Below are 21,836 nucleotides of genomic sequence, written 5' to 3' on the forward strand. Positions count from 1 at the left end.
CGCTCCGCCGTGCCGTCCGCCACACGGGACCGCATCCTGGGTGGGTGCGGATGTGGCCGGGGCAGTCGTTCCCGCTGGGAGCGTCGTGGGACGGTGGCGGGACGAACTTCGCCATCTGGTCGGGCGTGGCCGACCGGATCGAGCTGTGCCTGTTCGACGACGCGGGCACCGAGACCCGGGTGGAGCTGCCCGAGCGGCACGGCCTGGTGTGGCACGGCTACCTGCCGCGGGTCGGGCCGGGGCAGCGCTACGGCTACCGCGTCCACGGCCCCTACGACCCGGCCGCGGGGTTGCGCTGCAACCCGGCGAAGCTGCTGCTCGACCCGTACGCCAAGGCGGTCGAGGGTGACGTCGGGTGGGACCCGGCGATGTTCGGGTACCGGTTCGGCGACCCGTGGTCGCGCAACGACGACGACTCCGCGCCCTTCGCGATGCGCTCGGTCGTCGCCGACCCGTACTTCGACTGGCAGGACGACCGGCCGCTGCGCATCCCCTACCACGAGACCGTGATCTACGAGGCGCACGTGCGCGGGCTGACGATGGGTAACCCGCGAGTGCCGGCGGACGTGCGCGGCACCTACGCGGGCGTCGCGCACCCGGCGACGATCGCGCACCTGAAGGCGCTCGGGGTCACCGCCCTGGAGCTGATGCCGGTGCACCAGTTCGTCCACGACTCGACGCTGCACGAGCGGGGCCTGCGCAACTACTGGGGCTACAACACGATCGGCTTCTTCGCCCCGCACAACGGCCACACCGCCACCGGCGCCCGCGGCCAGCAGGTGCAGGAGTTCAAGGCGATGGTGCGCACCCTGCACCGGGCGGGCATCGAGGTGATCCTCGACGTCGTCTACAACCACACGGCCGAGGGCAACCACCTGGGGCCGACGCTGTCGTTCCGCGGCATCGACAGCCCGGCCTACTACCGGCTCGTCGACGGGGACCCGCGCTACCACTACGACACCACCGGCACCGGCAACAGCCTCAACGTCCGCCACCACGAGTCGCTGCGGCTGATCATGGACTCGCTGCGGTACTGGGTGACGGAGATGCACGTCGACGGGTTCCGGTTCGACCTGGCCTCCAGCCTCGCGCGGGAGTTCCACGAGGTCGACCGGCTCGCGGCCTTCTTCGACCTGGTGAACCAGGACCCCGTCGTCAGCCGGGTGAAGCTCATCGCCGAGCCGTGGGACGTCGGCGACGGCGGCTACCAGGTCGGCGGGTTCCCGCCACTGTGGACGGAGTGGAACGGGCGCTACCGCGACACCGTGCGCGACTTCTGGCGTGGCGAACCGGGGGTGCTGCCCGAGTTCGCGAGCCGGTTCTCCGGCTCCTCGGACCTCTACGAGGCCGACGGCCGCCGGCCCTTCGCGTCGATCAACTTCGTCACCGCGCACGACGGGTTCACCCTCGCGGACCTGGTGTCCTACAACGAGAAGCGCAACGACGCGAACGGCGAGGACAACCGCGACGGGGAGAGCCACAACCGGTCGTGGAACTGCGGTGTCGAGGGCCCCACCGACGACAGCGACGTCACCGTCCTGCGCGAACGCCAGAAGCGCAACTTCCTGACGACGCTGCTGCTCTCGCAGGGCGTGCCGATGATCTCCCACGGCGACGAGCTCGGCCGCACCCAGGGCGGCAACAACAACACCTACTGCCAGGACTCGGAACTGGCCTGGATCGACTGGGACGACGCGCGCAGCCACGAGGTGCTCACCGAGTTCACCGCGGGACTCGTGCGGCTGCGCGCCGAGCACCCGGTGTTCCGGCGGCGCCGGTTCTTCCAGGGCCGTCCCCTCGGCGGCGGCGACGTCGCCGACATCGTCTGGCTGCGCCCCGACGCGGCCCCGATGACCGACGAGGACTGGCACACCCGCCACAGCCTGGCGGTGTTCCTCAACGGCCGCGGCATCCCCGACCGCGACGAGGTCGGCGAGCCCGTCGTCGACGACTCGTTCCTGCTGCTGGTCAACGGTGAGCACCGGCAGACGACGTTCACGTTGCCCGGCGAGTCCTACGGCCGGACGTGGCGGATCGTGGCCGACACCGCGGACCCGTTGCTGGCCACCGCCCACCGGCGACGGCCCGCCCCCGGTGGCCGGCTGCGGACCGCGCCGCTGTCGGTCACGGTGCTGGAGTGCCGCTACTAGCGTCGCGCACGAACAGCAGCCCGTCGACGCGCGGCAGGTGCGCCGGGTCGAGCGGGGCGTAGCCGAACCACGGCGACACCCGCGCGGGCGTGCCGGGGTCGAACGCGCGCGGGTCGGCCAGCACCCGCTGCGCGCCGAGCGCGGACAGCCGCCCCTCGACGGTGTCGGCGGCCGGGGCACCCACCTCGTGCGCGGCGATGGTGCCGACAGCGGTGTGCAGGAACGCGTAGTCCGCGCCCAGCCGGGTGTCGGTGATCGCGCCCGCGCTCCACCAGCGCACCGGGTCCCCGCCCATCCGCACCGAGCTCTCGTCGCGCTGCAGGTGCGCGTTGTGCGCGAACACCGCGACCGGGCCGCGCTCGGCCGCCGCGAGCAGGTTCCCCGCCATCATCGCGTCGCGCACCCCGAGCAGCCGCGCGATCCGCGCCGGGGACGTGTCGGCCATCCAGGAGTGGTAGCGCAGCAGCCCGACGGCGGTCCGGCCGTGCAGCCGCGCCCGGTCCCACTCGTCGGGCGACGACGCCGCGCACAGGCCGGGGGACCAGGCGTCGAGCAGGTCGACGAGGTCGTCGGCGAGCAGCCGCAACGCCTGCGCGTCGGGGGTCCGGCCCACCGAGCGGGCCGGGTCGCGCATCGCGGCGGGCTCGGTCCAGCGGGCGTCGTCGCCGACCAGGGCGTCGAGCGCGCCGGCGGTGCAGGGGAGCAGGCCCGCATCGAGGCGGGCGGCGAGGAAGGCGTGCAGCGCCGTCAGGGTCTCGCGCGGGCTCGCGGCGGCCGTGATCTCCAGCGGGCCGTCGACGCCCGCGAAGCGCACCCGCTCCGCGACCGGGCGGCCCTCGTTGTGGGCGCGCATCCAGGCCACCAGCGCCCGGTTGCCGGGGTGGGCGCCCCACCCGTGGCTGACGCCGCGCGCCATGATGTCGTCGAGGTCGCCGGCGCCGGTCGTGACGTGGTCGTCGACGAGCAGACCCGCGACGCAGTCGCTCTCGACGGCGACGGTGCGGTAGCCCTCGTGCTCGACGAGGTCACGGACGAGGTCGTTGCGCAGGGCGAGCAGCCCCTCCTCGCCGTGGGTGGGTTCGCCGAGGGCGAGGACGCGGGGGCGGCGGCCGAGCAGGCCCAGCACGGACGCGGCATCGACGGGGTGGGAAGGGCTGGGGCTCATTGCCTCAACGGTATCGTTGAACACCCGGTTGAAACTTTCACCCGATTCCGGCAGGTCGATGCCCGAGAACCCTCGACGACGGTTGCGCCCCGTCGACCTCGCGCGGGCGCACGGCCTGTCCACCCAGGCGATCCGCAACCACGAGGCCGCCGGCATCCTCCCGCCCGCCGGTCGCACCGCGCACGGCTACCGCGTCTACACCCTGCGGCACGCGAGTGCGCTCGCGGCGTTCCTCGCCCTGGTCCCCGGCCACGGGCACGGCCCCGCCGCCGAGATCATGCGAGCGGTCAACGACGGCGCCGTCGACACCGCGCTGGGGATGATCGACGAGAGCCACGCCCGGCTCGTCGAGGACCGGGCCGTGCTGCGCGCGGTCGAGACCGCCCTCGCCGACCTGGAACCGCCGCCCGCACCGTCGCAGCCGTCGTCCGGTGGCCAGGGGTTCGGTGGCCGGACGTTCGTCGGGCCGCTCGCGCACCGGCTCGGCATCCGGCCTGCGACGCTGCGCCGCTGGGAACGCGCCGGGATCGTCGCCCCGCGCCGCGACCCGGTCACCGGCTACCGCGTCTACGACGCCGCCGACGTCCGCGACGCCCTCATGGCCGGGCAGCTGCGCCGGGGCGGGTACCGGCTGGAACAGATCGCGGCCGTCGTCGCACACGTCCGCGCGGCGGGTGGGGTCGAACCGCTCGAACCCGTCCTGCGCGACTGGAGCGCCCGCCTCGCCGCCCGCAGCCGGGCGATGCTGCGCGGAGCGGCCACCCTCGACGCCCACCTCGCGGGTGACCGACCGGCCCCGCCGGTCGCGCACGGCCCTCCCGACTCCCGGGGGCGGGCATCCGCCGCGGCGACCGCCGACCCCCGCCCCTGACCCGCGCCGGCGGGCCCGCCGGGGTCACTTCGTGGCGCTGACGGTCCAGGACTGGGAGCCCGCGGTACAGCCGGTCGCGGGGATCGTGTGCTCCATCCGCCCGTTCACGCCGGTCGCGGCCCACACCGTGTTCTGCACCGACGCCCCGGTCGCGGACAGCGTGAGCCTGAACGTCGCCGCGATGGGGCTGCCGTCGCAGTTGTAGCCGTACTGGTCGGCGATCGCGCCGGCCACGGTCCAGGCCCCCGAGCCGTCGACGGTCATCGTCAGGTTGCCCGGCCACTGCCCGTTGGGGGCGCGCGCAGTGCAGGTCGTGCGGTTGCAGTCGGAGACGATCACCGAGATCTCCAGGCTCTTCGACTTCGCGCAGTCCGACAGGTCGCACCTGGCCTGCTGGCCCTTGAGGACCCAGGCGCCCTCGAGAGAGGCGTTGGCGGGCACGGCCTCGAAGTCGTCGCCACCGGTGGAACCGGCGGGCCGGCGCAGGTCGGCGCCGGACGGGTCGAGCAGCCCGAGCTCGCGGACCGCCTCACCGGCACCGACGACGGCGACGGTCCGGTCCTTGTCGTAGCCGGGCCAGGGGGTGCCGTCGGTGGCGGCGGGATCGGTCGCACCGGGGGCGGTGAGCGGGTTGCCCGACGCGCAGCGCACCCGTGGGATCCCGTAGGCGTCGACGAGCACCGCGGTACCGGCCTGCAGGACGGCGGGCGCCTGCTCGGGCGAGCCGTCGGCGAGGCCGTGCTCGGTGACCCGGGTGTCGGCGGCCAGCAGGACCGGGGTCAGCTCACGCAGGTAGGTCGTGAGGTCGCCGCTGGACAGGACGGTGGGGGTGCGGCTCCAGCGCAGGCCGGGGTCGGTGCGCAGCGCGCTCACCCACGCGGTGGCGACGTCGGCGTGCCCGGACAGGAACGACGACAGCCCGTCCCGGTCGCACGACGCGCTGCCCTTCACCCCGCGGTAGAGACCGTCGGTGCTGCCGGGGACGGCGTCGCGGTTCGGCACGCCCTCGGGGACCGACGACGCGGACCCCGAGCCCGTCGGCCCGGCCGCGCGGGAGAAGTCGGTGGTGAACGCCCCGAGCACCGACGCGCCCGTCGCAGGCTGCAGGACGAGGTCGTTGCCGCCGCGGGAGAGCAACCACCACGTCCCACCGCCGGCGAGCAGCGCCACGACCACGACGATCGCGGCGACGAGGGGCCACCTGCGGCGCGGGCCCGGCCCCGTCCCGGACCCGGGCGGGGTGGTGCCCCACGCCGACGCGGGGGCGCCCGGCCCGGTCGCGGCCGCCGCGAACGCGGGCTGAGGGGTCCAGCTGTCGGGCCCGGGCGGCGGCGACACCGCGGGCGGTGTCGTGGCGTACGCCGGCGGGGTCGTGGCGTACGCCGGCGGGGTCGTGCCGTACGCCGGCGGGGTCGTCCCGTACGCGGGGGCCGGGGGAGTCGTCCCGTGCGACGGCGGGACCGTCCCCGGCACCGGGGGGACCCTGCCGCCGACGGGAGCGCCGGTGCCGGGCACGGGCGCGACCGTGCCCGTCGCCGGGGGAACGGCGATGCCCTCGGGCGGACCGATCAGCGTCGGCGCGGGCAGCGGTCCGGCGGGCCGGCCCGACTGCAGTGCCCGGGCCTCGGCCACGGCGTCGGCCATCGACTGCGGTCGCTGCGCCGGGTCGAGTGCCGCCATCCGCACGAGCAGCGCCGTGAACTCCGCGGGCACCCCCGCCACGATCGGCGGCGGCAGCGGGCCGCGCAGGATGCGGGCGACCATCGGGCCCGGTCCGGCGTCGCCGTCGGCACGGAACGGGCCGCGCCCGCACAGCAGCTCCCACACCGTCGTGGCGAGGGAGTACACGTCGGAGCGGACCGTCGGCCGGGTGTTGTCGAGGACCTCGGGGGCGACGTGGTCGAGGCTGTACCCGCCCGCGACCGTCTGGGACTGGGCGCTCACGGTGCCGCGGGCGACGCCGAAGTCGGTCAGCGCCGGCGTCCCGAAGTCGGTGATCATGATGTTGGCGGGCTTGACGTCGCAGTGCAGCACGCCATGGGTGTGCGCGGCGACGAGCGCCTCGCCGACCCGGATGAGCACGTCGAGGGCGTCGGCGGGGGGCATCGGGCCGTACTCGCGCAGCGCGGCGGCGTAGGAGCCGCGCGCGCACAGCTGCAACGCGAGCCACGGACGGTTGTCGACGACGCCGGCGTCGTAGAGCGCGACGATGTGCGGGTGCTGTGAGAGCGCCGCCATGGCCTGGCGTTCGCGTTCGAACCGGCCCCGGGCGTCGGGGTCGCGCAGGTCGACGTCGAGCAGCTTGAGCGCCACCGACCGGCCCGCCGACACCTGTGTCGCCTCCCAGACGACGCTCGACGCGCCGCGCCCGACGATCCGGATGGGGACGTATCCGGGCGGGACGGGACCCCCCGGACCGAAACCGGCTCCCGTGCTGTTCACGCTGTGCTCCCCCTCGCCCCGCGATCCACCGTGGGCGCGCGAGCGCCGTCGGGCCGGCACCGGGGGCGCCTCCCCACGGGTGGGGCCACCGCTCGTGGCGTCGCCCGACCGCGGACATCCGTTACGGGCAGTATTCCCAGGCGCGTCCGGTTGCGGATCCGCGGCCCTCCCGGGCCCGAGATCTCCCGCGGGGCCCGTCGGCGGTGACAGACTGCCCGGATGGCGAAGGACACGGCGGGCGTCGCGACGGACACGGGGGACAGGCCCGCCCGGGTACCCAAGAAGGCCTACGAACGTGAGCTGCTGCGGCTGCAGGGCGAGCTCGTGCAGATGCAGGAGTGGGTGCGCGACACCGGTGCCCGGATCGTCGTCGCCTTCGAGGGCCGCGACGCGGCGGGCAAGGGCGGCGCGATCAAGCGGGTCACCGAGCATCTCAACCCCCGCGTCGCGCGGATCGTCGCCCTGCCGGCGCCGGGGGAGCGCCAGCGCACGCAGTGGTACTTCCAGCGCTACATCGAGCACCTGCCCGCGGCCGGGGAGATCGTGCTGCTCGACCGCAGCTGGTACAACCGCGCCGGTGTCGAACGCGTGATGGGCTTCTGCACCCCCGAGGAGTACCAGCGCTTCATGCGCCAGTGCCCGATCTTCGAGAACCTGCTCGTCGAGGACGGGATCCTGTTGCGCAAGTACTGGTTCTCGGTCAGCAACGAGGAGCAGGTGCGACGGTTCTCCGAGCGCGCGGCCGACCCGCTCAAGCAGTGGAAGCTCTCACCGATGGACCTCGAGTCGATCACCCGCTGGGACGCCTACTCCCAGGCCAAGGACGACATGCTCGTCCACACCGACACCGAGACCTCACCGTGGTGGGTGGTCGAGGCCGAGGACAAGCGGGCGGCGCGGCTGAACATGATCCACCACCTGCTGACGTCGATCCCGTGGCAGCCGGTCTCGCGGGCGCCGCTGGCGCTGCCCGACCGGCCCGCCGGCACCGGCTACGTCCGGCCGCCGCGGGAGATCCAGCGCAGCGTGCCCGACCACGCCGCGACGCTCGGACGCTCCTAGCTCCAGATCGTCACGTAGACCGGCGGCCGGAACCGGGCGGGGGCCAGCCCCTCGCCCGGCGCCCGCAACAGCTTCATCGCCTCCGGTGTGGACAGGAAGTGCCGCAGTGACGACGCGGCCGCCGACCGCCGGTCCACCGGCAGCGTCGACACGTGCCACACGACGTCGACCGGGGTGCCGGGCAGCTCGACGACGGTGAGCTCCCGCCGCCGGATGTGGTGCACCGCGAGGTGCGCGACACCGGGGGCGACGCCCGCGCCGCGCGCCGCGGCGTCCCACGCGGCGGTCTGGGTGGGGAACACCGACAGGCTCGACTCCGGGATGCGCGCCGCCCGCAGCATCCGGCCGACGTCGCTGTCGGGGTCGGTCGCCGACGGCTCGACCAGCCACGGCCAGCGGGCGGGCGGGCCGGTGAACCGGGCGTCGTGCGCCGCGAGGACGACCAGCCGTGCCCGGAAGATCGGCTCGCTCACCAGCCCCATCGACCGCTCGCCTGCCAGGTGCGGGCCGAGCGCGACGTCGGCCAACCGTTGCGAGACGAGTGCGGCCATCTCCGCGGTCGTCGCGACACCCGAGCTGATCTCGATCGTCCCTGACGACCGCGCACCGAACGTCTCGCCCAGCGGGCCGGCGACGAACTCGACGACCGGGCTCGGGGCGACGAGCCGCAGCTGCTCGGGTGCCCCCTTGGCGGACCGTACGGCCGACTCGGCCTCCGCGCCCAGGGCCACCATCTGCGCCGCGATCGCCAGCAGCCGGGTGCCGCCCGCGGTCATCGTCATGCCGTTGCCGCTGCGCACCAGCAGCGGGTCGCCGAGGTACTTGCGCAGCGCGGCGAGCGCCTGGGACACGGCGGGCTCGCTGACTGACAGCGCGTTCGCGGCCGCCTTGACCGACCCCAGGCGCGCGACGAGCACGAACGCGCTCAGCTGCGTCAGCGTCATGGCGGCATTCTCGACCATCGACAACCGTGATCGGGTGGCCGTTAAGCGATCACTTAGGACCCGATCGTGCCATGCCGCCCGGATCGTGGAGTGCCGCGCGCACCGGGAGCACCGCCTCCACGACCGTGCCCCCGCCCGGGCGGGGGACCACCCGGAGCCGCCCGCCGGCGGCCTCGACCCGGTCGGCGAGACCCCGCAGGCCCGTCCCCGCGGCCGGGTCCGCACCGCCCACGCCGTCGTCGGCGATCGTCACGACGACCTCGGTGTCCGTGTGGCGCAACGTGATCGTCACCGCGGAGGCGTGGGCGTAGCGCGCGACGTTCGTCAACGCCTCCGCCGCGACGAAGTAGGCGGCCAGCGCCACCGCCTCCGGGGGCTCGGGGCCGGGACCGGCGTCGAGGGTCGTCGGCACGGCCGCGCGCACGACGAGCGACTCCAGCGCCACGACCAGGCCCTGCTCCAGCGCGGCCGGATGGATCCCGCGGGCGAGCTCGCGCAGCTCGTCGATCGAGGCGGCGAGCTCCGCGGCCGCGGCCCCGGCCAGCGCCTCCGCCTCGTCGGGGTCGTCGCGGACGGTGCGCCGCAGCAGCGTGAGCTGCAGCGCGACCGTCACGAGCCGCTGCTGGGCGCCGTCGTGCAGGTTGCGTTCGATGCGGCGGCGTTCGGCGTCGGCGGCGGTGAGGATGCGCTCGCGGGAGGCCTGCAGCTCGACCAGGCGCCGCTCGAGCTGGGAGTGCAGGTCGCTGTTCTCGCGGGCGAGCATCGCCGCCCCACCGACGGCGTCGAGCAGCTCCGGGTCGTCGTCGAAGGAGGAGTCGTGCAGCAGCACCGCGACCGGCCGGCCGCCGCGCAGCACCGGCAGGACCGAGCGGCCCTCGCCCGCAGCGGGCGGGACCACCCGCCGGCCCGTGGTGTCGTGGAGCAGCCCGTCGGCGGCGGGGTAGGCGATCGTCAGCCCCGGGTCGCCCAGCAGCCGGGCGAGCTCGGCCTGCAGCTGCGGCGGGCGCATGGTACGTAGGTCCCGGAACAGGTCGGCCAGCATGCCGCGGGCCAGCCGCGAGCGCAGCAGCCCGACGAGGAACGCGACGGGCACCGCCGCGATCGAGCCTGCCGCGACCCACAACAGGACCTGGGAGCGCTCGCCCGTCGTCAGGTCCACGATCAGCAGCGCCGCGAACAGCAGCAGGCACGTGCACCCGGCGAGCGCGGGCAGCAGCGCGCGCCGTCCCGGTCGGCTCGCCGCCCGGAACCGCGCGCCGACGACGGCCGTCGTCGCGAGCGTCACCGCCACCAGCACCGACCGCTGGGCGGTGTCGACGGCGGCCGCCACGGCCGGCGCCGGGGTGACGAGCAGGAGGTTGCCCTCGTGCTCGGAGAACACGAGCCACAGCGGCGCGAGCACCGCCACCTCCACCGCCACCGCGGCGACCACCACCCGGTCGGCCCGGGTGCGCAGCCGACCGCCCGAGGTGAACGACAGCAGCAGCGCGACCATGAACACGACCCACAGGTCCGGCAGCCACGCCGCGGCGGTGAGCGCCACCGGCGAGGACAGCTGACCCAGCAGCGGGGAGACGAAGAACGCGACGCCGGTCGCCGTCATCAGCGGCCCGACCCGGCTGTCGGACCTGCGCCGCCACGCGACCAGCCCGCACGCCGCGAACGAGCCACCGACGAGCCGGAAGACCACGTCGACGGGAGTGAAGGGGACGTGCCGGAAGATCACCGGGGCCAGCGCGCCGAACACCGCGGCCGCGACGAGCGCCCAGGCGAGGACCCAGAACCCCCGGCCTGGTCCGGGCGTGGCGAACCGGTGGAGCAGCCGGATGCTCCCGTGGCTCAGCGCTGCCGTCTCGGACGACGCCATGTGTGACCTCACGGCTCACGGGCACTGCGCGGCGGACGTGCGGGACCGGCGAGCGTACGGCGCCCGCGCCGGGGCGGGCACCGCTGAACGGTGCCCGCCCCGATACCCGGTCCGGTCACCGCCGGGCCGCAGCTGCGGGCGTCGTCGGCTCCCGCGGCGCGACATCGGTGACCGTCCCCTCCGGTGCGACCCGCCAGACCCGCCGGTCCAGCGTCACGACGGCGACGGCCAGCAGCACCCACAGCGCGCCGGTGAGCAGGTCCATCCGCTCGGCGTCGGCCCCGGTGAACCCGAGCGCCTGGTAGGTGACGGTGCCCTGCAGCACGTGGAACACCAGCGTCGCGAGCAGGCTGCCGCCGGTGCGGTTGAACAGCCACGCGTAGACGAACGTGATCGCGAACGTGACGGGCAGCCCGACGACCGGCAGCGAGCCGGCCACGACCAGCGGCAGGTGCCAGAGCGTGGCGAACACCGCGAGGACGGACGTCGCGCCGAGCGGGGACGTCAGCGCCTGCAACCGGGGCTGGGCGTACCCGCGCCAGCCCGGTTCCTCGCCCGCCGGCCCGTCGCCCGGGTTGACCAGGCGCAGCGCCGCCGAGGCGGCCAGCGCCCCCCAGCCGAGGCCCGCCAGGTCCGGCACCGGGGCACCCCAGACGGCCACGCCGGCCAGCGAGGCGACGGCGAGCACCGCGAGCGGCGTCCCGGCCGCGACGACCCACCACCAGCCGATCCGCCAGCGCAGCAGGCGTTGCAGCAGGTCGCGGTAGCCGGCGGCGCCCTCGGTGAGCCCCACGACGACGAGCGCCGCCGTGAGGGGACCGAACGTCAACAGCACCGGGTCCTCGACGGTGAACGGCCACGCCGCCCAGCTGACGAGGAACGTCAGGCCGAAGAAGAGGGCGAGCCGGTGGCGGCGGCTCAGGTGGCGCAGGGTGCTCATCGCTGTCTCCCGTGGTCGGTGTGGGACGGCCACGGTCCCCGGCCGGGCGGGGCGCGGGGTAGCGGGCGGACCCCGGGACCGCGACAGGGTCAACCCCGTGGCCGCGGCGGTGCGGGCCGGTCAGCATCGGGGCATGCACGTGCGGTTGCTGATCGTCGACGACCATCCGGCCTTCCGGGCCGTCGCGCGCCGGCTCCTGGGTTCGGGCGGGTTCACGGTGGTCGGCGAGGCGACGGGCGGGCTGGCCGCCATCGACGCCGTCCGCGAGCTGCGACCCGACGTCGTCCTGCTCGACATCGCCCTGCCCGACCTCGACGGGTTCGCCGTCGCGCTGCGGCTGGCCGCCGAGTCCGCGCCACCGGCCGTCGTGCTGGTGTCGAGCCGCGCGCGATCCGACTACGGTTCGCTCGTCGACGTCAGCCCGGTCGCCGGGTTCATCGGCAAGTCCGAGCTCAGCCCCGACGCCGTGCGCGCGCTCGTGGACGGTCCGCGGCACGGTCCGCCCGTGGGAGGTCCGAGATGCGCGTGATGGTCGCCGACGACGCCGCGCTGTTCCGTGCAGGTGTGGCCCGGCTGCTCACCGACTCCGGTTTCGACGTCGCCGCCGAGGCCCCCGACGCGCGGCGGCTGCTCGCGGCCGTCGACGCCGACCCGCCCGACGCCGTCGTCGTCGACATCCGGATGCCCCCGACGCACACCACGGAGGGGCTCGACGCCGCCGCGACGCTGCGCGAGAGCCACCCCGGCGTCGGCGTCCTCGTCCTCTCCGCGCACGTCGAGCCGCACTACGCGCTCGCCCTCATCGAGTCCGGTGCCGACGGCGCGGGCTACCTGCTCAAGGAGCGCGTCGCCGACGTCGACGAGCTGGCCGACGCGGTGCGCCGCGTCGCGGGCGGCGGGCTCGTCGTCGACCCGTCGGTCGTGGCGGCCCTGGTCGGGCGCGCACGGGCGCACAGCCCGCTCGACGACCTGTCGGCCCGCGAGCGCGACGTCCTCGCCGTGATGGCCGAGGGACGGTCCAACCAGGCGATCTGCAACCGGCTCCACCTCTCGCCCAAGACCGTCGAGGCCTACGTCCGCTCGGTGTTCACCAAGCTGGGACTGCACCAGGGCCCCGACGACAACCGCCGGGTCCTGGCCGTCCTCACGTTCCTGCGGGGCTGAGCCTCACGTGTCCGCCCCGCTGAGGCGGCGCACCAGCTCGCGCAGCGCCACCGGGTCGACCTGCTGCGCCTCGCGGGCGACCCGGTCGCCCGCCCGCCGCCCGCCCGCGGCGCGCAGCACCACGTCGCGCAGCCACCGCACGGCCGGGTTGCGCTGGTGGGCCAACCGCGACAGCAGATCGGCGCGGTTCTGCACGCGCGCCACCGCGGGCCGGCGCAACCGGTCGTAGTCGGCCGGCGCGTCCTCGACCGTGGTGGCCGCGGCCAGCCGCCCGACGAGGACGGCCGCGTCGACCAGCGCGCTGTTCGCCCCCTGGCCCGCGGTCGGCGCCATCGCGTGCGCGGCATCGCCGCCCAGGACGCGCCGTCCGTCGTACCAGCGGGCGCAGTCGACCCGCACCACGTCGTTGACCAGCAGGTCGTCGAAGGAGTGCAGCCGTTCCAGCAACGGCACGGCCTCCGGGTAGCCCCGCTCCCAGAGCCGCCGCAGCGCCGCCAGGTCGCGCGCAGTGACCGCCTCGGCCACCCCGGGCGCGGTCGCGGACGCGTAGAAGTACCAGGTGTCGGCGTCGACCGGGGCGCCGCCGAAGATCCCCGCCGGGGCCCACGTCTCGCCCGGCTCGGCCGCGATCGAGGCCCGCGGGACCAGGCCGCGCAGGTACACCTGCCCGGTCGCGCGGACCCGGGCCGGGAAGCCCCCGCTCGTGCGCACCGCCGAGTGCACGCCGTCGAAGCCGACGGCGAGGTCCGCGGCGAGCCGCTCACCACCCGCCGTCACGACCGTGCCGTCCGGCTCGGCGCCGACGACCGTGGTGCCCACGCGCAGGCGGGCCCCCGGCTGCGTGGTGACGGCGTCGAGAAGGACCGTGTGCAGGTCGGCGCGGCGCACCGCGAGCATGTGGTCGAGGTCGGGCGCGAACGCCGGGGCGCCGAGCGGCGCGATCACCGCACCGCTGTGTAGCCCGCAGGGGCACCGGCTTAAGCGAACGCTTAGGACCAGGTGTCGTGCGTCGCGGTCGCGCGCCAGACTCGTCGCGACCCGGACGGAGGCTGCACGCCGGCCGGGGAAAGGGCCACCATGGCCCGCACCGCCCGCGGAGGGGAGGACACCGATGTCCGACGAGCAACCGGCCGCCGAGCGCCGCGACAGCGGCACCGACGAGGCGCTGACCGTGCTGCGCGGCATCTGGTCCGCGACCGGCCAGACCAGCGCCGAGCTGGAGGAGCGCTTCGGCAGCGCCCCCGCGAAGGTCTGCAAGAACATGAAGAACATCGGCTTCGGCGGCATGCCGGGCGACCCGGCCGACGGGGACACCAACACCCCCGTCGACGAGGACGTCCGCGCGGCATGGCGGCGCCGGCTCGAACGCGACGGGAAGCTGCACCCGCGCGGGGTGAGCGTCGGCGAGTCGCTGCACCGGCGCGGCACGTGACCCCGTGAGCCGCTCACGAGCGCTCGAACCCTGATCGTCCGCCCGTCCGCGTCACCGCCCTACGAGGAGACCGTTCCGTTGACCCGCCCCGGCTCGGTCGCCGAGCTCACCGAGGCCCTGCACGCCACCGGCTACCTGGCCGACCGCGGGCTCGCCACCGCCGTCCACGTCGCGCTCGCCCTCGACCGGCCCGTCCTGCTCGAGGGCGAGGTCGGCGTCGGCAAGACCGAGCTGGCCAAGGCGCTCGCCCAGGTGCTCGGCCGGCGGCTGATCCGGCTGCAGTGCCACGAGGGCATCGACGCCGCGCAGGCCCTCTACGAGTGGGACCACGCCCGCCAGCTCATGCACATCCGCGCGCTCCAGGAGACCGGCGGCGGCACCGACGACGCGGTCGACGCCCTCTTCGGGCCGCGCTTCCTGCAGGAACGGCCGCTGCTCGCCGCGGTCCGCGCCGGGGCGGGCGCCGTGCTGCTCGTCGACGAGATCGACCGCGCCGACGACGAGTTCGAGGCGTTCCTGCTGGAGCTGCTGTCGGACTTCCAGGTGACGATCCCCGAGATCGGCACGGTCGTCGCCGAGGCGGCGCCGCTGGTGCTGCTGACGTCGAACCGGACCCGGGAGCTGCACGACGCCCTCAAGCGGCGCTGCCTCTACCACTGGATCGGCTACCCGTCGGCGGCCCGGGAGGTGGCGATCGTGCGGTCGCGGCGGCCCGAGGTCTCCGAGGCGCTCGCGGCGTCCGTCGTCGCGGCCGTGCACCGGCTGCGCGCGATGGACCTCGCCAAGCCGCCCGGGGTGGCGGAGACGATCGACTGGGCACGCACCCTGGAGTTCCTCGGCGACGACCTCGACCCCGGGACCGCCGACCTGACCCTCGGCTCGGTCGTGAAGGACCACGACGACGAGGAGCTCGTCCGCGCCCGCCTCGACGAGCTCACCGCGCGCGGCTGAGGCCCGGGATGGCCGACCTCGTCGGGCTGCTGGTCCGGTTCGCCCGCACGCTGCGCGCCGAGGGCGTGGCCGTCGGGCCGGGCGACGTGCTGACCTACTGCGCGTCCGTCGCCGCCCTCGACCCCACCGACCTCGCCGACCTCTACTGGGGCGGGCGGGTCGCACTCGTCACCCGGCACGAGGACGTCGCGACCTACGACCGCGTCTTCGAGGAGTTCTTCCTGGGCACCGGCGTGGACGCGGGGGACCTGCTGGAGCTGCTGCTGCGCGCCGAACCCGAGGCCGAGACGACGCTGGAGACCGTCGCGCCCGACCCGGGCCCCGACGAGCGCCCCGACGAGGAGACGACGCTCGGGCTGATGGCCTCCGACGTCGAGACGCTGTCGACGCGGGCCTTCGCCGAATGCACCGACGAGGAGCTGGAGGCGCTGCGGCGCATCATGTCCCGGGTCCGGCTCCGGCCGCCGCTGCGGCGCAGCCGGCGCACCCGCCCGGTCCGGCGCGGGCGCCGGCCCGACCTGCGCGCCAGCATCCGCCGCTCCCTGCGCACCCACGGCGAGCTCGTCGAGCTGCGCTACCGGCGCCGCCGCGTGCGACCCCGCCCCCTCGTGCTGATCCTCGACATCTCCGGCTCGATGGCCGACTACTCCCGCGCACTGCTGCAGTTCGCGCACTCCGCGCAGCGCGGCGCCCGCTTCCGCGTCGAGGTGTTCTGCTTCGGCACCCGGCTCACCCACCTGACCCCGTCCCTGCGCACCCGCAGCCCCGACGAGGCGCTCGCGCGCGCCGCGGACCTCGTCGTCGACTGGGAGGGCGGCACCCGCATCGGCCGGGCGGTCGACGAGTTCGTCCGCCACTGGGGGCGGCGCGGAATGGCCCGGGGTGGGATCGTGGTGATCTGCTCCGACGGTCTCGACCGTGGCGACCCCGAGCTGCTGGAGACCGCGATGCAGAAGCTGGCGCGGCTGTGCCACCGCGTGGTGTGGACCAACCCGCACGTCCTCGCGGGTGGGCGCGGGATGCCGCGGACCGTCGGCATGCTCGTCGCCGAGCCGTACGTCGACGTGCTGCTGTCGGGGCGCGACCTCGCCAGCCTCGACGAGCTGGCGGCGCTGCTGCCCGAGCTGGGATAGGAGAGGTACGGATGCGCTGGAGCGTGGGGCTGCAGGCCCAGGGGGACCGGCCGGTCACCCACGACGAGATCGTGGAGCTGGCCGACGCGGTCGCCCCGCACGGTGGCATCGCGTCGGGTATCGGCACCGACCGCTACGGCGCCCAGATCGTCGTGGTCGCCCAGACGCGCGAACAGGCGCTGGAACAGGGCGCCGCGACGTTCCGCGCCGCCGCGGCCACCGCCGGGCTGCCCGAGTTCCCGATCGTCCACGCGGAGGCGGTGAGCGAAGCCGAGGACGACATGGCCTGGGAGACATGATCCGGCTCGGCTCGCTCGCCGGGTACGCCTTCTCGGGCCCCCGGCTCCTGGCCGGCTGGTCCCCGCCCGCCGAGCCGGGCGTCTACGTGATCCTCTACAAGCCCGAGCCGGAGCGCGAACGCTACGCCGTGGTCTACGTCGGGCACGCCGACGACCTCACCGCCGAGGGCCTGCCGCTGCGCCATCCCCGCGCGCACTGCTGGACCCAGCGCGCCGGCGGGAAGTGGCGGCTGCACGTCGCGACGCTGGCGATCCCCGGCGGCACCAGGGGCCACCGCGAGATGGTCGCCGAGGAGCTGATCTCGATGTACTCCCCGCACTGCAACGCCGAGCGCTACGACGGCGCCTGGCGCGAGGAGTGGATCGGCTCGAACATGCCGGGCCCCGACAGCCCGTGAGCGGCGATGGTCGCCGTCGCGACCATCGCCGCGCACGTCAGCGGGGGGAGTAGCCCACGCCGTCGAACAGCCGTGAACGGCGCCGGCCCGACGCGGGGACCGCGACGTCCGGGCGCACCGCGTTCGGCGAGGCCTTGACCACGATCTTCTCCGCGAACCCGTAGAGCAGCGGCAGTGCCCCGGCGACGGTCGCGCCGGAGCGATTGACGTGCTCGACGCCGGGCCCGATCCGCGCGGCGTCCCGGTTGACCTGCCGGACGCTCTCGTCGCAGGCCTCCAGGTTCGTCGCGATCCCGGTGAGCAGCGTGCCGACCCAGAACAGGTAGAACGCCAGCCCGGCGATGAGCAGGGCGATCACGACCACCGTCAGCACGATCATCGCGATGCTCCGTTCGTGACGGGGGCGGGGGCCGGCGTCGGGATCGACGGCAGCACCCGGCCCAGGAACAGGTGGTGCTGCAGACCTTCGGCGAGGACGCGGTCGACGGCGTCGCCGGTGGGGTCGATCAGCGCGGTCGACGCCGTGTTGGCCGTGACCTTCGCCAACGTCGCCCTGATGCCGGCGACCCGGCGGTCGATGGTCTTCACCAGCTGCACGAGCAGCTGCAGCAGGGCCGCGACGACGATGACGACGACGAACCCGGCGATGATCGCGATCCACCAGGCGGTGGTGTCGGACATGGTCAGCCTCCCAGCCTGGCGCGGCCACGGGCGAGGCCCGCGGTGATGGTGTCGGCGTACTCGATCGTCTCGGCCAGTGCGGCGAGCGGGCGGGTGTTGACCTCCGCCTGCTGCAGCCCGGCGTCGATCGAGGCGGCCTGGCGACCGATCCGCGCGGCCAGCACGAGGATCGGCACCACGAGCGCGACGACGACCAGGACCACGACGACGCCGATCACGAACCCGACGATCCATCCGGTACTCATCGGCTACACCCCCGCACAGAAGTCGCGGACCGGCTTCAGGTTGGCGTTCACCGAGGTCAGGCGCGCCGGCACGGTCGAGGTGGAGGCGACGATCGCGTCGACTCCGCCGTCGAGGGCGGCGAGGGTCTTCGAGACGTGCCGCAGGTGCAGGATCACCCGCAGCAGCCCGATCCCGGCGATCGCGATGATCAGGGCGGCGACGACGATCGTCGCCCACGCAGCGGCGGGCATCAGTTCTCACTCTCCTTGGGGGGCAGCAGCACCGCGACGCTGCCCGCGTACCGGACCGCGCCCGCGGACACCTGGGCGACGGTCGCGTCGGTCGTCGCGAGCATCGAGGGGACGGGGTCGAGCGCGCCGGCGAGCTGCACGCCGCCGGCGAGGATGTCGTCGGCGGCCCAGCGGATGCGCTCGACGGCGGCGAGCACCCGGTTGAGCAGTGCGATCACCACCGGGAGCACCCCGAACCGCAGGCCGGCGTTGCCGATCCACCACCGCACCTGGTGTTCTCACCTCCGGTACGGGTCGTGGGTGGCGCCGGTCGCCGCGGCGACCGTCGCCACCCACGGGGCTTATGCGGGACGGGTGCTCGGGCCGAAGAAGCGGCGGGCCACGCGGCGCAGCGCCATCAGCGCCGCGGACAGCCCGATGCGGAACCCGCTCGCGGGTGCGGCGCGGGTGAGGACGGCGGTGCCGCCGCGGCTGCGGGCCTCGGCGTTGGCGGCGATGCAGTCGGTGAAGGACCCGAGCAGCACGCTCGTGACGTCGGAGATCATGCCGCGCCCGTACTGGGCGGCGGCGCCGGAGATCTGCAGGTCCTGGGCCACGTGCATCGACGTCGCGCCCGCGCCCGCCTGCCTGAGCGTCGCGGTCACGGTCATCTCGGCGGTGCCCCGGCCGCGGACCTCCGACCCGGCCGCGTGCAGCACCATGCGCCGCGCGGTGGCGTCGGACTCCACGATCCGCGCGGTGCCGGTGAACCGCAACGACACCGGACCCATGCTGACCTTCACCCCGCCGGTGTAGCCGCCGTCGGCCGTCTCACCGGTGAGCTCGGCGCCGGGCAGGCACGGGGCGAGCCCCGGCACGTCCTGCAGGAACTCCCAGACGTCGGCCAACGGTGCGGAGAGCCGGAAGTCGTTCTCGATGAGCATCGCTCACTCCGTCCGGAAGGGAGGGGCACCGGAGACGTCGTCGCCGGTGTGGGCGGCGTGCCAGACCCGGTCGGGCAGCAACGGCATGTCGATGTTGCGCACGCCGGTGGGGCGCAGCGCGTCGAGCACCGCGTTGACGTACGCCGCGGGCCCGCCGACGGCCGCGCACTCGCCGACGCCCTTGGCGCCGATCGGGTGGTGCGGCGAGGGCGTGACGACCTCGTGCAGCTCGAAGCCCGGGGTCTCCCACGCCGTCGGCAGCAGGTAGTCCATGTAGTTGGCGCCCACCAGGTTGCCGTCGACGTCGTAGGTCTGGAACTGCATGTTCGACATCGCGTAGGCCTCGGTGAGCCCGCCCATGATCTGGCCCTCGACGATCATCGGGTTGATCCGGACACCGCAGTCGTCGACGGCGACGAACCGCAGCACGTCCCACACCCCGGTCTCGGGGTCGACCTCGACCGTCGCGATGTAGCAGGCGAACGGCCAGGTCAGGTTGGGCGGGTCGTAGTAGGCGTTGTTCTCCAGGCCGGGCTCCATGCCGTCGGGCATGTTCGAGTACGCGGCCATCGCGCACTCCTGGATCGTGACGCCCCGGCTCTGCGCGCCGCGCACGTAGAACCGGCCGAGCTCCCACTCGACGTCCTCCTCCGACACCTCGAGCAGGTGCGCGGCGAGCTTGCGCGCCTTGGCCCGGATCTTGCGGGCCACCATCGCGGTGGCCGCGCCCGCGACCGGCGTCGACCGGGAGGCGTAGGTGCCCATCCCGAACGGGGTGTGGTCGGTGTCGCCGTGCTCGACGACGATGTCCAGCGCCGGGATCCCCAGCTCGTGGGTGACGATCTGGGCGAACGTCGTCTCGTGGCCCTGGCCCTGGGTCTGCGCCCCGATCTTGAGGACGGCCTTGCCGGTCGGGTGCACCCGCAGCTCGGCGGAGTCGAACATCTTGATGCCGAGGATGTCGTACTCGCGGCTGTTGCCCGCGCCGAGCGGCTCGGTCATCGTCGAGATCCCGATGCCGAGCAGCCGGCCCTGCTTGCGGGCCTCGGCCTGCTCGACGAGGAAGTCGTCGTAGCCGATGGCGTCGAGCCCGATCTGCAGGCACTTGAGGTACTGCCCGGAGTCGGTGAGGAACCCGAACGGCGTCCGGTAGGGGAACTGGTCGTCGCGCACCAGGTTGCGCCGCCGGAACTCCGCCTGGTCGATCCCGAGGTCGTCGGCGGCGGCCTGCATCATCCGTTCCTGGAAGAACATCGCCTCGGTGACCCGGAACGAGCACCGGTAGGCCACGCCGCCGGGGGCCTTGTTGGTGTACGTGCCGCGCGCCGTGATGTGCCCGACCGGCACGTCGTAGCAGGCGAACGACGAGTGCACGAGGCCGATCTTGAACTTCGTCGGCTGGGCGTCGGCGAAGAAGGCGCCCTGGTCGGTGGTGGCGTGGTAGCGGACGGCGAGGATCTTGCCGTCGTTCGTGAGCGCCATCTCCGAGTCGAGGTACATGTCGCGGCCGAACCCGGTCGAGGACAGGTTCCCGGACTTGTCCTCGATCCACTTCACCGGCTTGGCCGTGAGGATCGAGCACAGGATCGCGCAGACGTAGCCCGGGTAGACCGGGACCTTGTTGCCGAACCCGCCACCGACGTCGGGGGAGATGATCCGGATCATGTGCTCGGGAAGCTCGGCGATCAGCGCGACCGCGGCCCGCACGATGTGCGGTGCCTGGCTCGTCATGTAGACGGTCAGCTTGCCGGTCGCGTTGTTGAAGTCGGCGACGGCACCGCAGTTCTCGATCGGCGACGGATGGCTGCGCGGGTAGTGCAGCCGCAGCGTCGAGACGCGGTCCGCGCGGGCGAACGCGGCATCGGTGCCGTCCTTGTCGCCGACCTCCCAGCTGTAGGCGACGTTGTCGGTCTGCCCGGCCTTGTCGTCGCGGATCAGCGGGGCGTCGGGCGCCAGCGCCTGCTCCGGGTTGACGACCGGCGGCAGCGCCTCGTACTCGACGACGATCGCGTCGCACGCGTCCTTGGCGATGTAGGGGTCCTCCGCGACGACGCAGGCCACCTCCTGGCCCTGGAAGCGCACCTTGTCGGTGGCGAGGACCGCCTGGGTGTCGTAGGACAGCGTCGGCATCCAGGCGAGGTTGCGCTGGGCGGCCATCTCGCCGGTCAGCACGAGCTTGACACCCGGGATCGCCCACGCGGCGCTGGTGTCGATGCTCTTGATCCGGGCGTGGGCCAGCGGGCTGCGCAGGATCTCCATGTGCAGCATGCCGGGCAGCGTCACGTCCTCGACGTAGTTGCCGCGGCCCCGGATGAACCGGGCGTCCTCGACGCGCGGCCGGCTCGACCCGAGCCCGCCGATCTTGACCTCGTCGAGCGCCTGCGACCCGGCGCGTGGCTCGGCGGTCTGCGTCATCGCGACCCCTCCTCGGTGGCGCCGGCCGGGCGCTCCTTGTCGGCCGCCCACAGGACGGCCTTGACGATGTTCTGGTAGCCGGTGCAGCGGCAGAGGTTGCCCGACAGCGCCCACCGCACGTCGTCCTCGGTGGGGTCGGGGTTGCGGTCGAGCAGCGCACGGGCGGCGAGCATCATCCCGGGCGTGCAGAACCCGCACTGCAGGCCGTGCTCGGCGGCGAAACCCTCCTGCACCGGGTCGAGCTCGCTGGGCGTGCCCAGGCCCTCGACGGTGGTCACCTCGTGCCCGTCGGCCTGGACGGCGAGCATCGTGCACGACTTGATCGGCGCCCCGTCGTAGAGGACGGTGCACGCCCCGCAGTTGGTGGTGTCGCACCCGACGTGGGTGCCGGTCAGTGCGAGTCCCTGCCGCAGCAGGTGCGCGAGCAGCAGCCGCGGCTCGACCTCGGCGACGCGGCGCTCACCGTTCACGGTGACGGTGATGCGCCTGGTCGGGACGGCGTCGCTGCCGGGGCCTGCCCCGG

24 protein-coding genes are annotated in these 21,836 nt (G+C 74.3%); 10 read left to right on the top strand and 14 right to left on the bottom strand.

The genetic code is table 11. The features are described from left to right. Nucleotides 1-44 precede the first annotated feature (44 nt). Entirely contained in the window at nt 45-2,150 is a 2,106-nt protein-coding gene (gene glgX, locus AB7F12_RS11345; RefSeq protein ID WP_428497718.1) for a glycogen debranching protein GlgX, read from the top strand. Here the strand turns inward: glgX and AB7F12_RS11350 are convergent. Further along, nucleotides 2,125-3,315, bottom strand: a complete 1,191-nt coding sequence (locus AB7F12_RS11350; protein ID WP_428497717.1) for an erythromycin esterase family protein — start codon at nt 3,313-3,315, stop codon at nt 2,125-2,127. The two genes, glgX and AB7F12_RS11350, sit on opposite strands and share 26 nt — an antisense overlap. A gap of 58 nt (nt 3,316-3,373) precedes the next feature. On the opposite strand from AB7F12_RS11350, the gene AB7F12_RS11355 reads away from it, so the two are divergent. Further along, a complete protein-coding gene (locus AB7F12_RS11355) occupies nt 3,374-4,186 on the top strand; it encodes a MerR family transcriptional regulator (RefSeq protein ID WP_428497716.1) in 813 nt (270 codons plus the stop codon). A gap of 24 nt (nt 4,187-4,210) precedes the next feature. On the opposite strand, the gene AB7F12_RS11360 is transcribed toward AB7F12_RS11355, so the two are convergent. Further along, nucleotides 4,211-6,628 (bottom strand): DUF6777 domain-containing protein, encoded by a 2,418-nt coding sequence (locus tag AB7F12_RS11360; RefSeq protein WP_428497715.1) that lies wholly within the window; start codon nt 6,626-6,628, stop codon nt 4,211-4,213. Nucleotides 6,629-6,847: 219 nt separating this feature from the next. Here AB7F12_RS11360 and ppk2 point away from each other — a divergent pair, with 219 nt between their 5' ends. Then, entirely contained in the window at nt 6,848-7,690 is an 843-nt protein-coding gene (gene ppk2 / locus AB7F12_RS11365) for a polyphosphate kinase 2 (protein ID WP_428497714.1), read from the top strand. On the opposite strand, the gene AB7F12_RS11370 is transcribed toward ppk2, so the two are convergent. The 3 genes from AB7F12_RS11370 to AB7F12_RS11380 form a co-directional block, all read right to left on the bottom strand. Continuing rightward, nucleotides 7,687-8,634 carry a LysR family transcriptional regulator gene (locus tag AB7F12_RS11370; protein ID WP_428497713.1) on the bottom strand — a complete coding sequence of 316 codons (948 nt, stop codon included), beginning with the start codon at nt 8,632-8,634 and terminating at the stop codon, nt 7,687-7,689. The two genes, ppk2 and AB7F12_RS11370, sit on opposite strands and share 4 nt — an antisense overlap. Before the next feature lie 49 nt (nt 8,635-8,683). Continuing rightward, entirely contained in the window at nt 8,684-10,501 is a 1,818-nt protein-coding gene (locus tag AB7F12_RS11375) for a sensor histidine kinase (RefSeq protein ID WP_428497712.1), read from the bottom strand. Between the two features lie 115 nt (nt 10,502-10,616). Continuing rightward, the gene (locus tag AB7F12_RS11380) at nt 10,617-11,441 is read right to left on the bottom strand and encodes a CPBP family intramembrane glutamic endopeptidase (RefSeq protein WP_428497711.1); all 825 of its coding nucleotides are present in this window, start codon (nt 11,439-11,441) and stop codon (nt 10,617-10,619) included. Nucleotides 11,442-11,574: 133 nt separating this feature from the next. On the opposite strand from AB7F12_RS11380, the gene AB7F12_RS11385 reads away from it, so the two are divergent. Both AB7F12_RS11385 and AB7F12_RS11390 read left to right on the top strand, forming a co-directional pair. Further along, nucleotides 11,575-11,970, top strand: coding sequence for a LytR/AlgR family response regulator transcription factor (locus AB7F12_RS11385; RefSeq protein WP_428497710.1), 396 nt, complete (start codon nt 11,575-11,577; stop codon nt 11,968-11,970). Then, nucleotides 11,961-12,605: a response regulator transcription factor gene (locus AB7F12_RS11390; RefSeq protein WP_428497709.1), complete on the top strand. Its 645-nt coding sequence runs from the start codon at nt 11,961-11,963 to the stop codon at nt 12,603-12,605. Before AB7F12_RS11385 ends, AB7F12_RS11390 begins: the two co-directional genes overlap by 10 nt. 3 nt (nt 12,606-12,608) lie before the next feature. Here AB7F12_RS11390 and AB7F12_RS11395 read toward each other — a convergent pair whose 3' ends face one another. Continuing rightward, entirely contained in the window at nt 12,609-13,550 is a 942-nt protein-coding gene (locus AB7F12_RS11395) for an FAD-dependent oxidoreductase (RefSeq protein ID WP_428497708.1), read from the bottom strand. 166 nt (nt 13,551-13,716) lie between these two features. Between AB7F12_RS11395 and AB7F12_RS11400 the strand changes: the two genes are divergently transcribed. The 5 genes from AB7F12_RS11400 to AB7F12_RS11420 all read left to right on the top strand — a co-directional run bounded on the left by AB7F12_RS11400 (nt 13,717) and on the right by AB7F12_RS11420 (nt 16,818). Next, entirely contained in the window at nt 13,717-14,037 is a 321-nt protein-coding gene (locus tag AB7F12_RS11400; RefSeq protein ID WP_428497707.1) for a hypothetical protein, read from the top strand. Nucleotides 14,038-14,115: 78 nt separating this feature from the next. Continuing rightward, nucleotides 14,116-14,988: an AAA family ATPase gene (locus AB7F12_RS11405; protein WP_428497706.1), complete on the top strand. Its 873-nt coding sequence runs from the start codon at nt 14,116-14,118 to the stop codon at nt 14,986-14,988. Between the two features lie 8 nt (nt 14,989-14,996). Then, nucleotides 14,997-16,121 carry a vWA domain-containing protein gene (locus tag AB7F12_RS11410; protein ID WP_428497705.1) on the top strand — a complete coding sequence of 375 codons (1,125 nt, stop codon included), beginning with the start codon at nt 14,997-14,999 and terminating at the stop codon, nt 16,119-16,121. An 11-nt stretch (nt 16,122-16,132) separates the two neighbouring features. Next, on the top strand, nt 16,133-16,420 hold the full coding sequence (locus AB7F12_RS11415; protein WP_428497704.1) for a hypothetical protein: 288 nt from the start codon (nt 16,133-16,135) through the stop codon (nt 16,418-16,420). Continuing rightward, the gene (locus tag AB7F12_RS11420; RefSeq protein ID WP_428497703.1) at nt 16,417-16,818 is read left to right on the top strand and encodes a hypothetical protein; all 402 of its coding nucleotides are present in this window, start codon (nt 16,417-16,419) and stop codon (nt 16,816-16,818) included. The genes AB7F12_RS11415 and AB7F12_RS11420 overlap by 4 nt, the downstream gene beginning before the upstream one ends. A 37-nt stretch (nt 16,819-16,855) precedes the next feature. On the opposite strand, the gene AB7F12_RS11425 is transcribed toward AB7F12_RS11420, so the two are convergent. From AB7F12_RS11425 to AB7F12_RS11460, 8 genes are all read right to left on the bottom strand, one after another. Next, nucleotides 16,856-17,197, bottom strand: a complete 342-nt coding sequence (locus AB7F12_RS11425) for a hypothetical protein (RefSeq protein WP_428497702.1) — start codon at nt 17,195-17,197, stop codon at nt 16,856-16,858. Beyond that, entirely contained in the window at nt 17,194-17,499 is a 306-nt protein-coding gene (locus AB7F12_RS11430) for a hypothetical protein (protein ID WP_428497701.1), read from the bottom strand. The genes AB7F12_RS11425 and AB7F12_RS11430 overlap by 4 nt, the downstream gene beginning before the upstream one ends. Before the next feature lie 2 nt (nt 17,500-17,501). After that, entirely contained in the window at nt 17,502-17,744 is a 243-nt protein-coding gene (locus AB7F12_RS11435) for a hypothetical protein (protein WP_428497700.1), read from the bottom strand. A gap of 3 nt (nt 17,745-17,747) precedes the next feature. Further along, nucleotides 17,748-17,975, bottom strand: a complete 228-nt coding sequence (locus AB7F12_RS11440) for a hypothetical protein (protein ID WP_428497699.1) — start codon at nt 17,973-17,975, stop codon at nt 17,748-17,750. Next, complete coding sequence (locus AB7F12_RS11445; RefSeq protein ID WP_428517917.1) at nt 17,975-18,244, bottom strand: hypothetical protein; 270 nt, start codon at nt 18,242-18,244, stop codon at nt 17,975-17,977. The genes AB7F12_RS11440 and AB7F12_RS11445 overlap by 1 nt, the downstream gene beginning before the upstream one ends. Before the next feature lie 72 nt (nt 18,245-18,316). After that, the gene (locus AB7F12_RS11450; RefSeq protein WP_428497697.1) at nt 18,317-18,898 is read right to left on the bottom strand and encodes an SRPBCC family protein; all 582 of its coding nucleotides are present in this window, start codon (nt 18,896-18,898) and stop codon (nt 18,317-18,319) included. A 3-nt stretch (nt 18,899-18,901) separates the two neighbouring features. Next, entirely contained in the window at nt 18,902-21,313 is a 2,412-nt protein-coding gene (locus AB7F12_RS11455; protein ID WP_428497696.1) for an aerobic carbon-monoxide dehydrogenase large subunit, read from the bottom strand. Continuing rightward, nucleotides 21,310-21,795 (bottom strand): (2Fe-2S)-binding protein, encoded by a 486-nt coding sequence (locus tag AB7F12_RS11460; protein ID WP_428497738.1) that lies wholly within the window; start codon nt 21,793-21,795, stop codon nt 21,310-21,312. The genes AB7F12_RS11455 and AB7F12_RS11460 overlap by 4 nt, the downstream gene beginning before the upstream one ends. Between the last annotated feature and the right edge of the window lie 41 nt (nt 21,796-21,836).

It is taken from the genome of Pseudonocardia sp. (assembly GCF_050250275.1).
In the GTDB taxonomy this organism is placed as follows: domain Bacteria; phylum Actinomycetota; class Actinomycetes; order Mycobacteriales; family Pseudonocardiaceae; genus Pseudonocardia.

Coding starts and splice junctions, on each gene's coding strand:
- AB7F12_RS11350 (WP_428497717.1), bottom strand. CDS start 3,315: ATGAGCCCCAGCCCTTCCCACCCCGTCGATGCCGCGTCCGTGCTGGGC.
- AB7F12_RS11355 (WP_428497716.1), top strand. CDS start 3,374: ATGCCCGAGAACCCTCGACGACGGTTGCGCCCCGTCGACCTCGCGCGG.
- ppk2 (WP_428497714.1), top strand. CDS start 6,848: ATGGCGAAGGACACGGCGGGCGTCGCGACGGACACGGGGGACAGGCCC.
- AB7F12_RS11370 (WP_428497713.1), bottom strand. CDS start 8,634: ATGACGCTGACGCAGCTGAGCGCGTTCGTGCTCGTCGCGCGCCTGGGG.
- AB7F12_RS11375 (WP_428497712.1), bottom strand. CDS start 10,501: ATGGCGTCGTCCGAGACGGCAGCGCTGAGCCACGGGAGCATCCGGCTG.
- AB7F12_RS11380 (WP_428497711.1), bottom strand. CDS start 11,441: ATGAGCACCCTGCGCCACCTGAGCCGCCGCCACCGGCTCGCCCTCTTC.
- AB7F12_RS11385 (WP_428497710.1), top strand. CDS start 11,575: ATGCACGTGCGGTTGCTGATCGTCGACGACCATCCGGCCTTCCGGGCC.
- AB7F12_RS11390 (WP_428497709.1), top strand. CDS start 11,961: ATGCGCGTGATGGTCGCCGACGACGCCGCGCTGTTCCGTGCAGGTGTG.
- AB7F12_RS11400 (WP_428497707.1), top strand. CDS start 13,717: ATGTCCGACGAGCAACCGGCCGCCGAGCGCCGCGACAGCGGCACCGAC.
- AB7F12_RS11410 (WP_428497705.1), top strand. CDS start 14,997: ATGGCCGACCTCGTCGGGCTGCTGGTCCGGTTCGCCCGCACGCTGCGC.
- AB7F12_RS11415 (WP_428497704.1), top strand. CDS start 16,133: ATGCGCTGGAGCGTGGGGCTGCAGGCCCAGGGGGACCGGCCGGTCACC.
- AB7F12_RS11420 (WP_428497703.1), top strand. CDS start 16,417: ATGATCCGGCTCGGCTCGCTCGCCGGGTACGCCTTCTCGGGCCCCCGG.
- AB7F12_RS11425 (WP_428497702.1), bottom strand. CDS start 17,197: ATGATCGTGCTGACGGTGGTCGTGATCGCCCTGCTCATCGCCGGGCTG.
- AB7F12_RS11430 (WP_428497701.1), bottom strand. CDS start 17,499: ATGTCCGACACCACCGCCTGGTGGATCGCGATCATCGCCGGGTTCGTC.
- AB7F12_RS11435 (WP_428497700.1), bottom strand. CDS start 17,744: ATGAGTACCGGATGGATCGTCGGGTTCGTGATCGGCGTCGTCGTGGTC.
- AB7F12_RS11440 (WP_428497699.1), bottom strand. CDS start 17,975: ATGCCCGCCGCTGCGTGGGCGACGATCGTCGTCGCCGCCCTGATCATC.
- AB7F12_RS11450 (WP_428497697.1), bottom strand. CDS start 18,898: ATGCTCATCGAGAACGACTTCCGGCTCTCCGCACCGTTGGCCGACGTC.
- AB7F12_RS11455 (WP_428497696.1), bottom strand. CDS start 21,313: ATGACGCAGACCGCCGAGCCACGCGCCGGGTCGCAGGCGCTCGACGAG.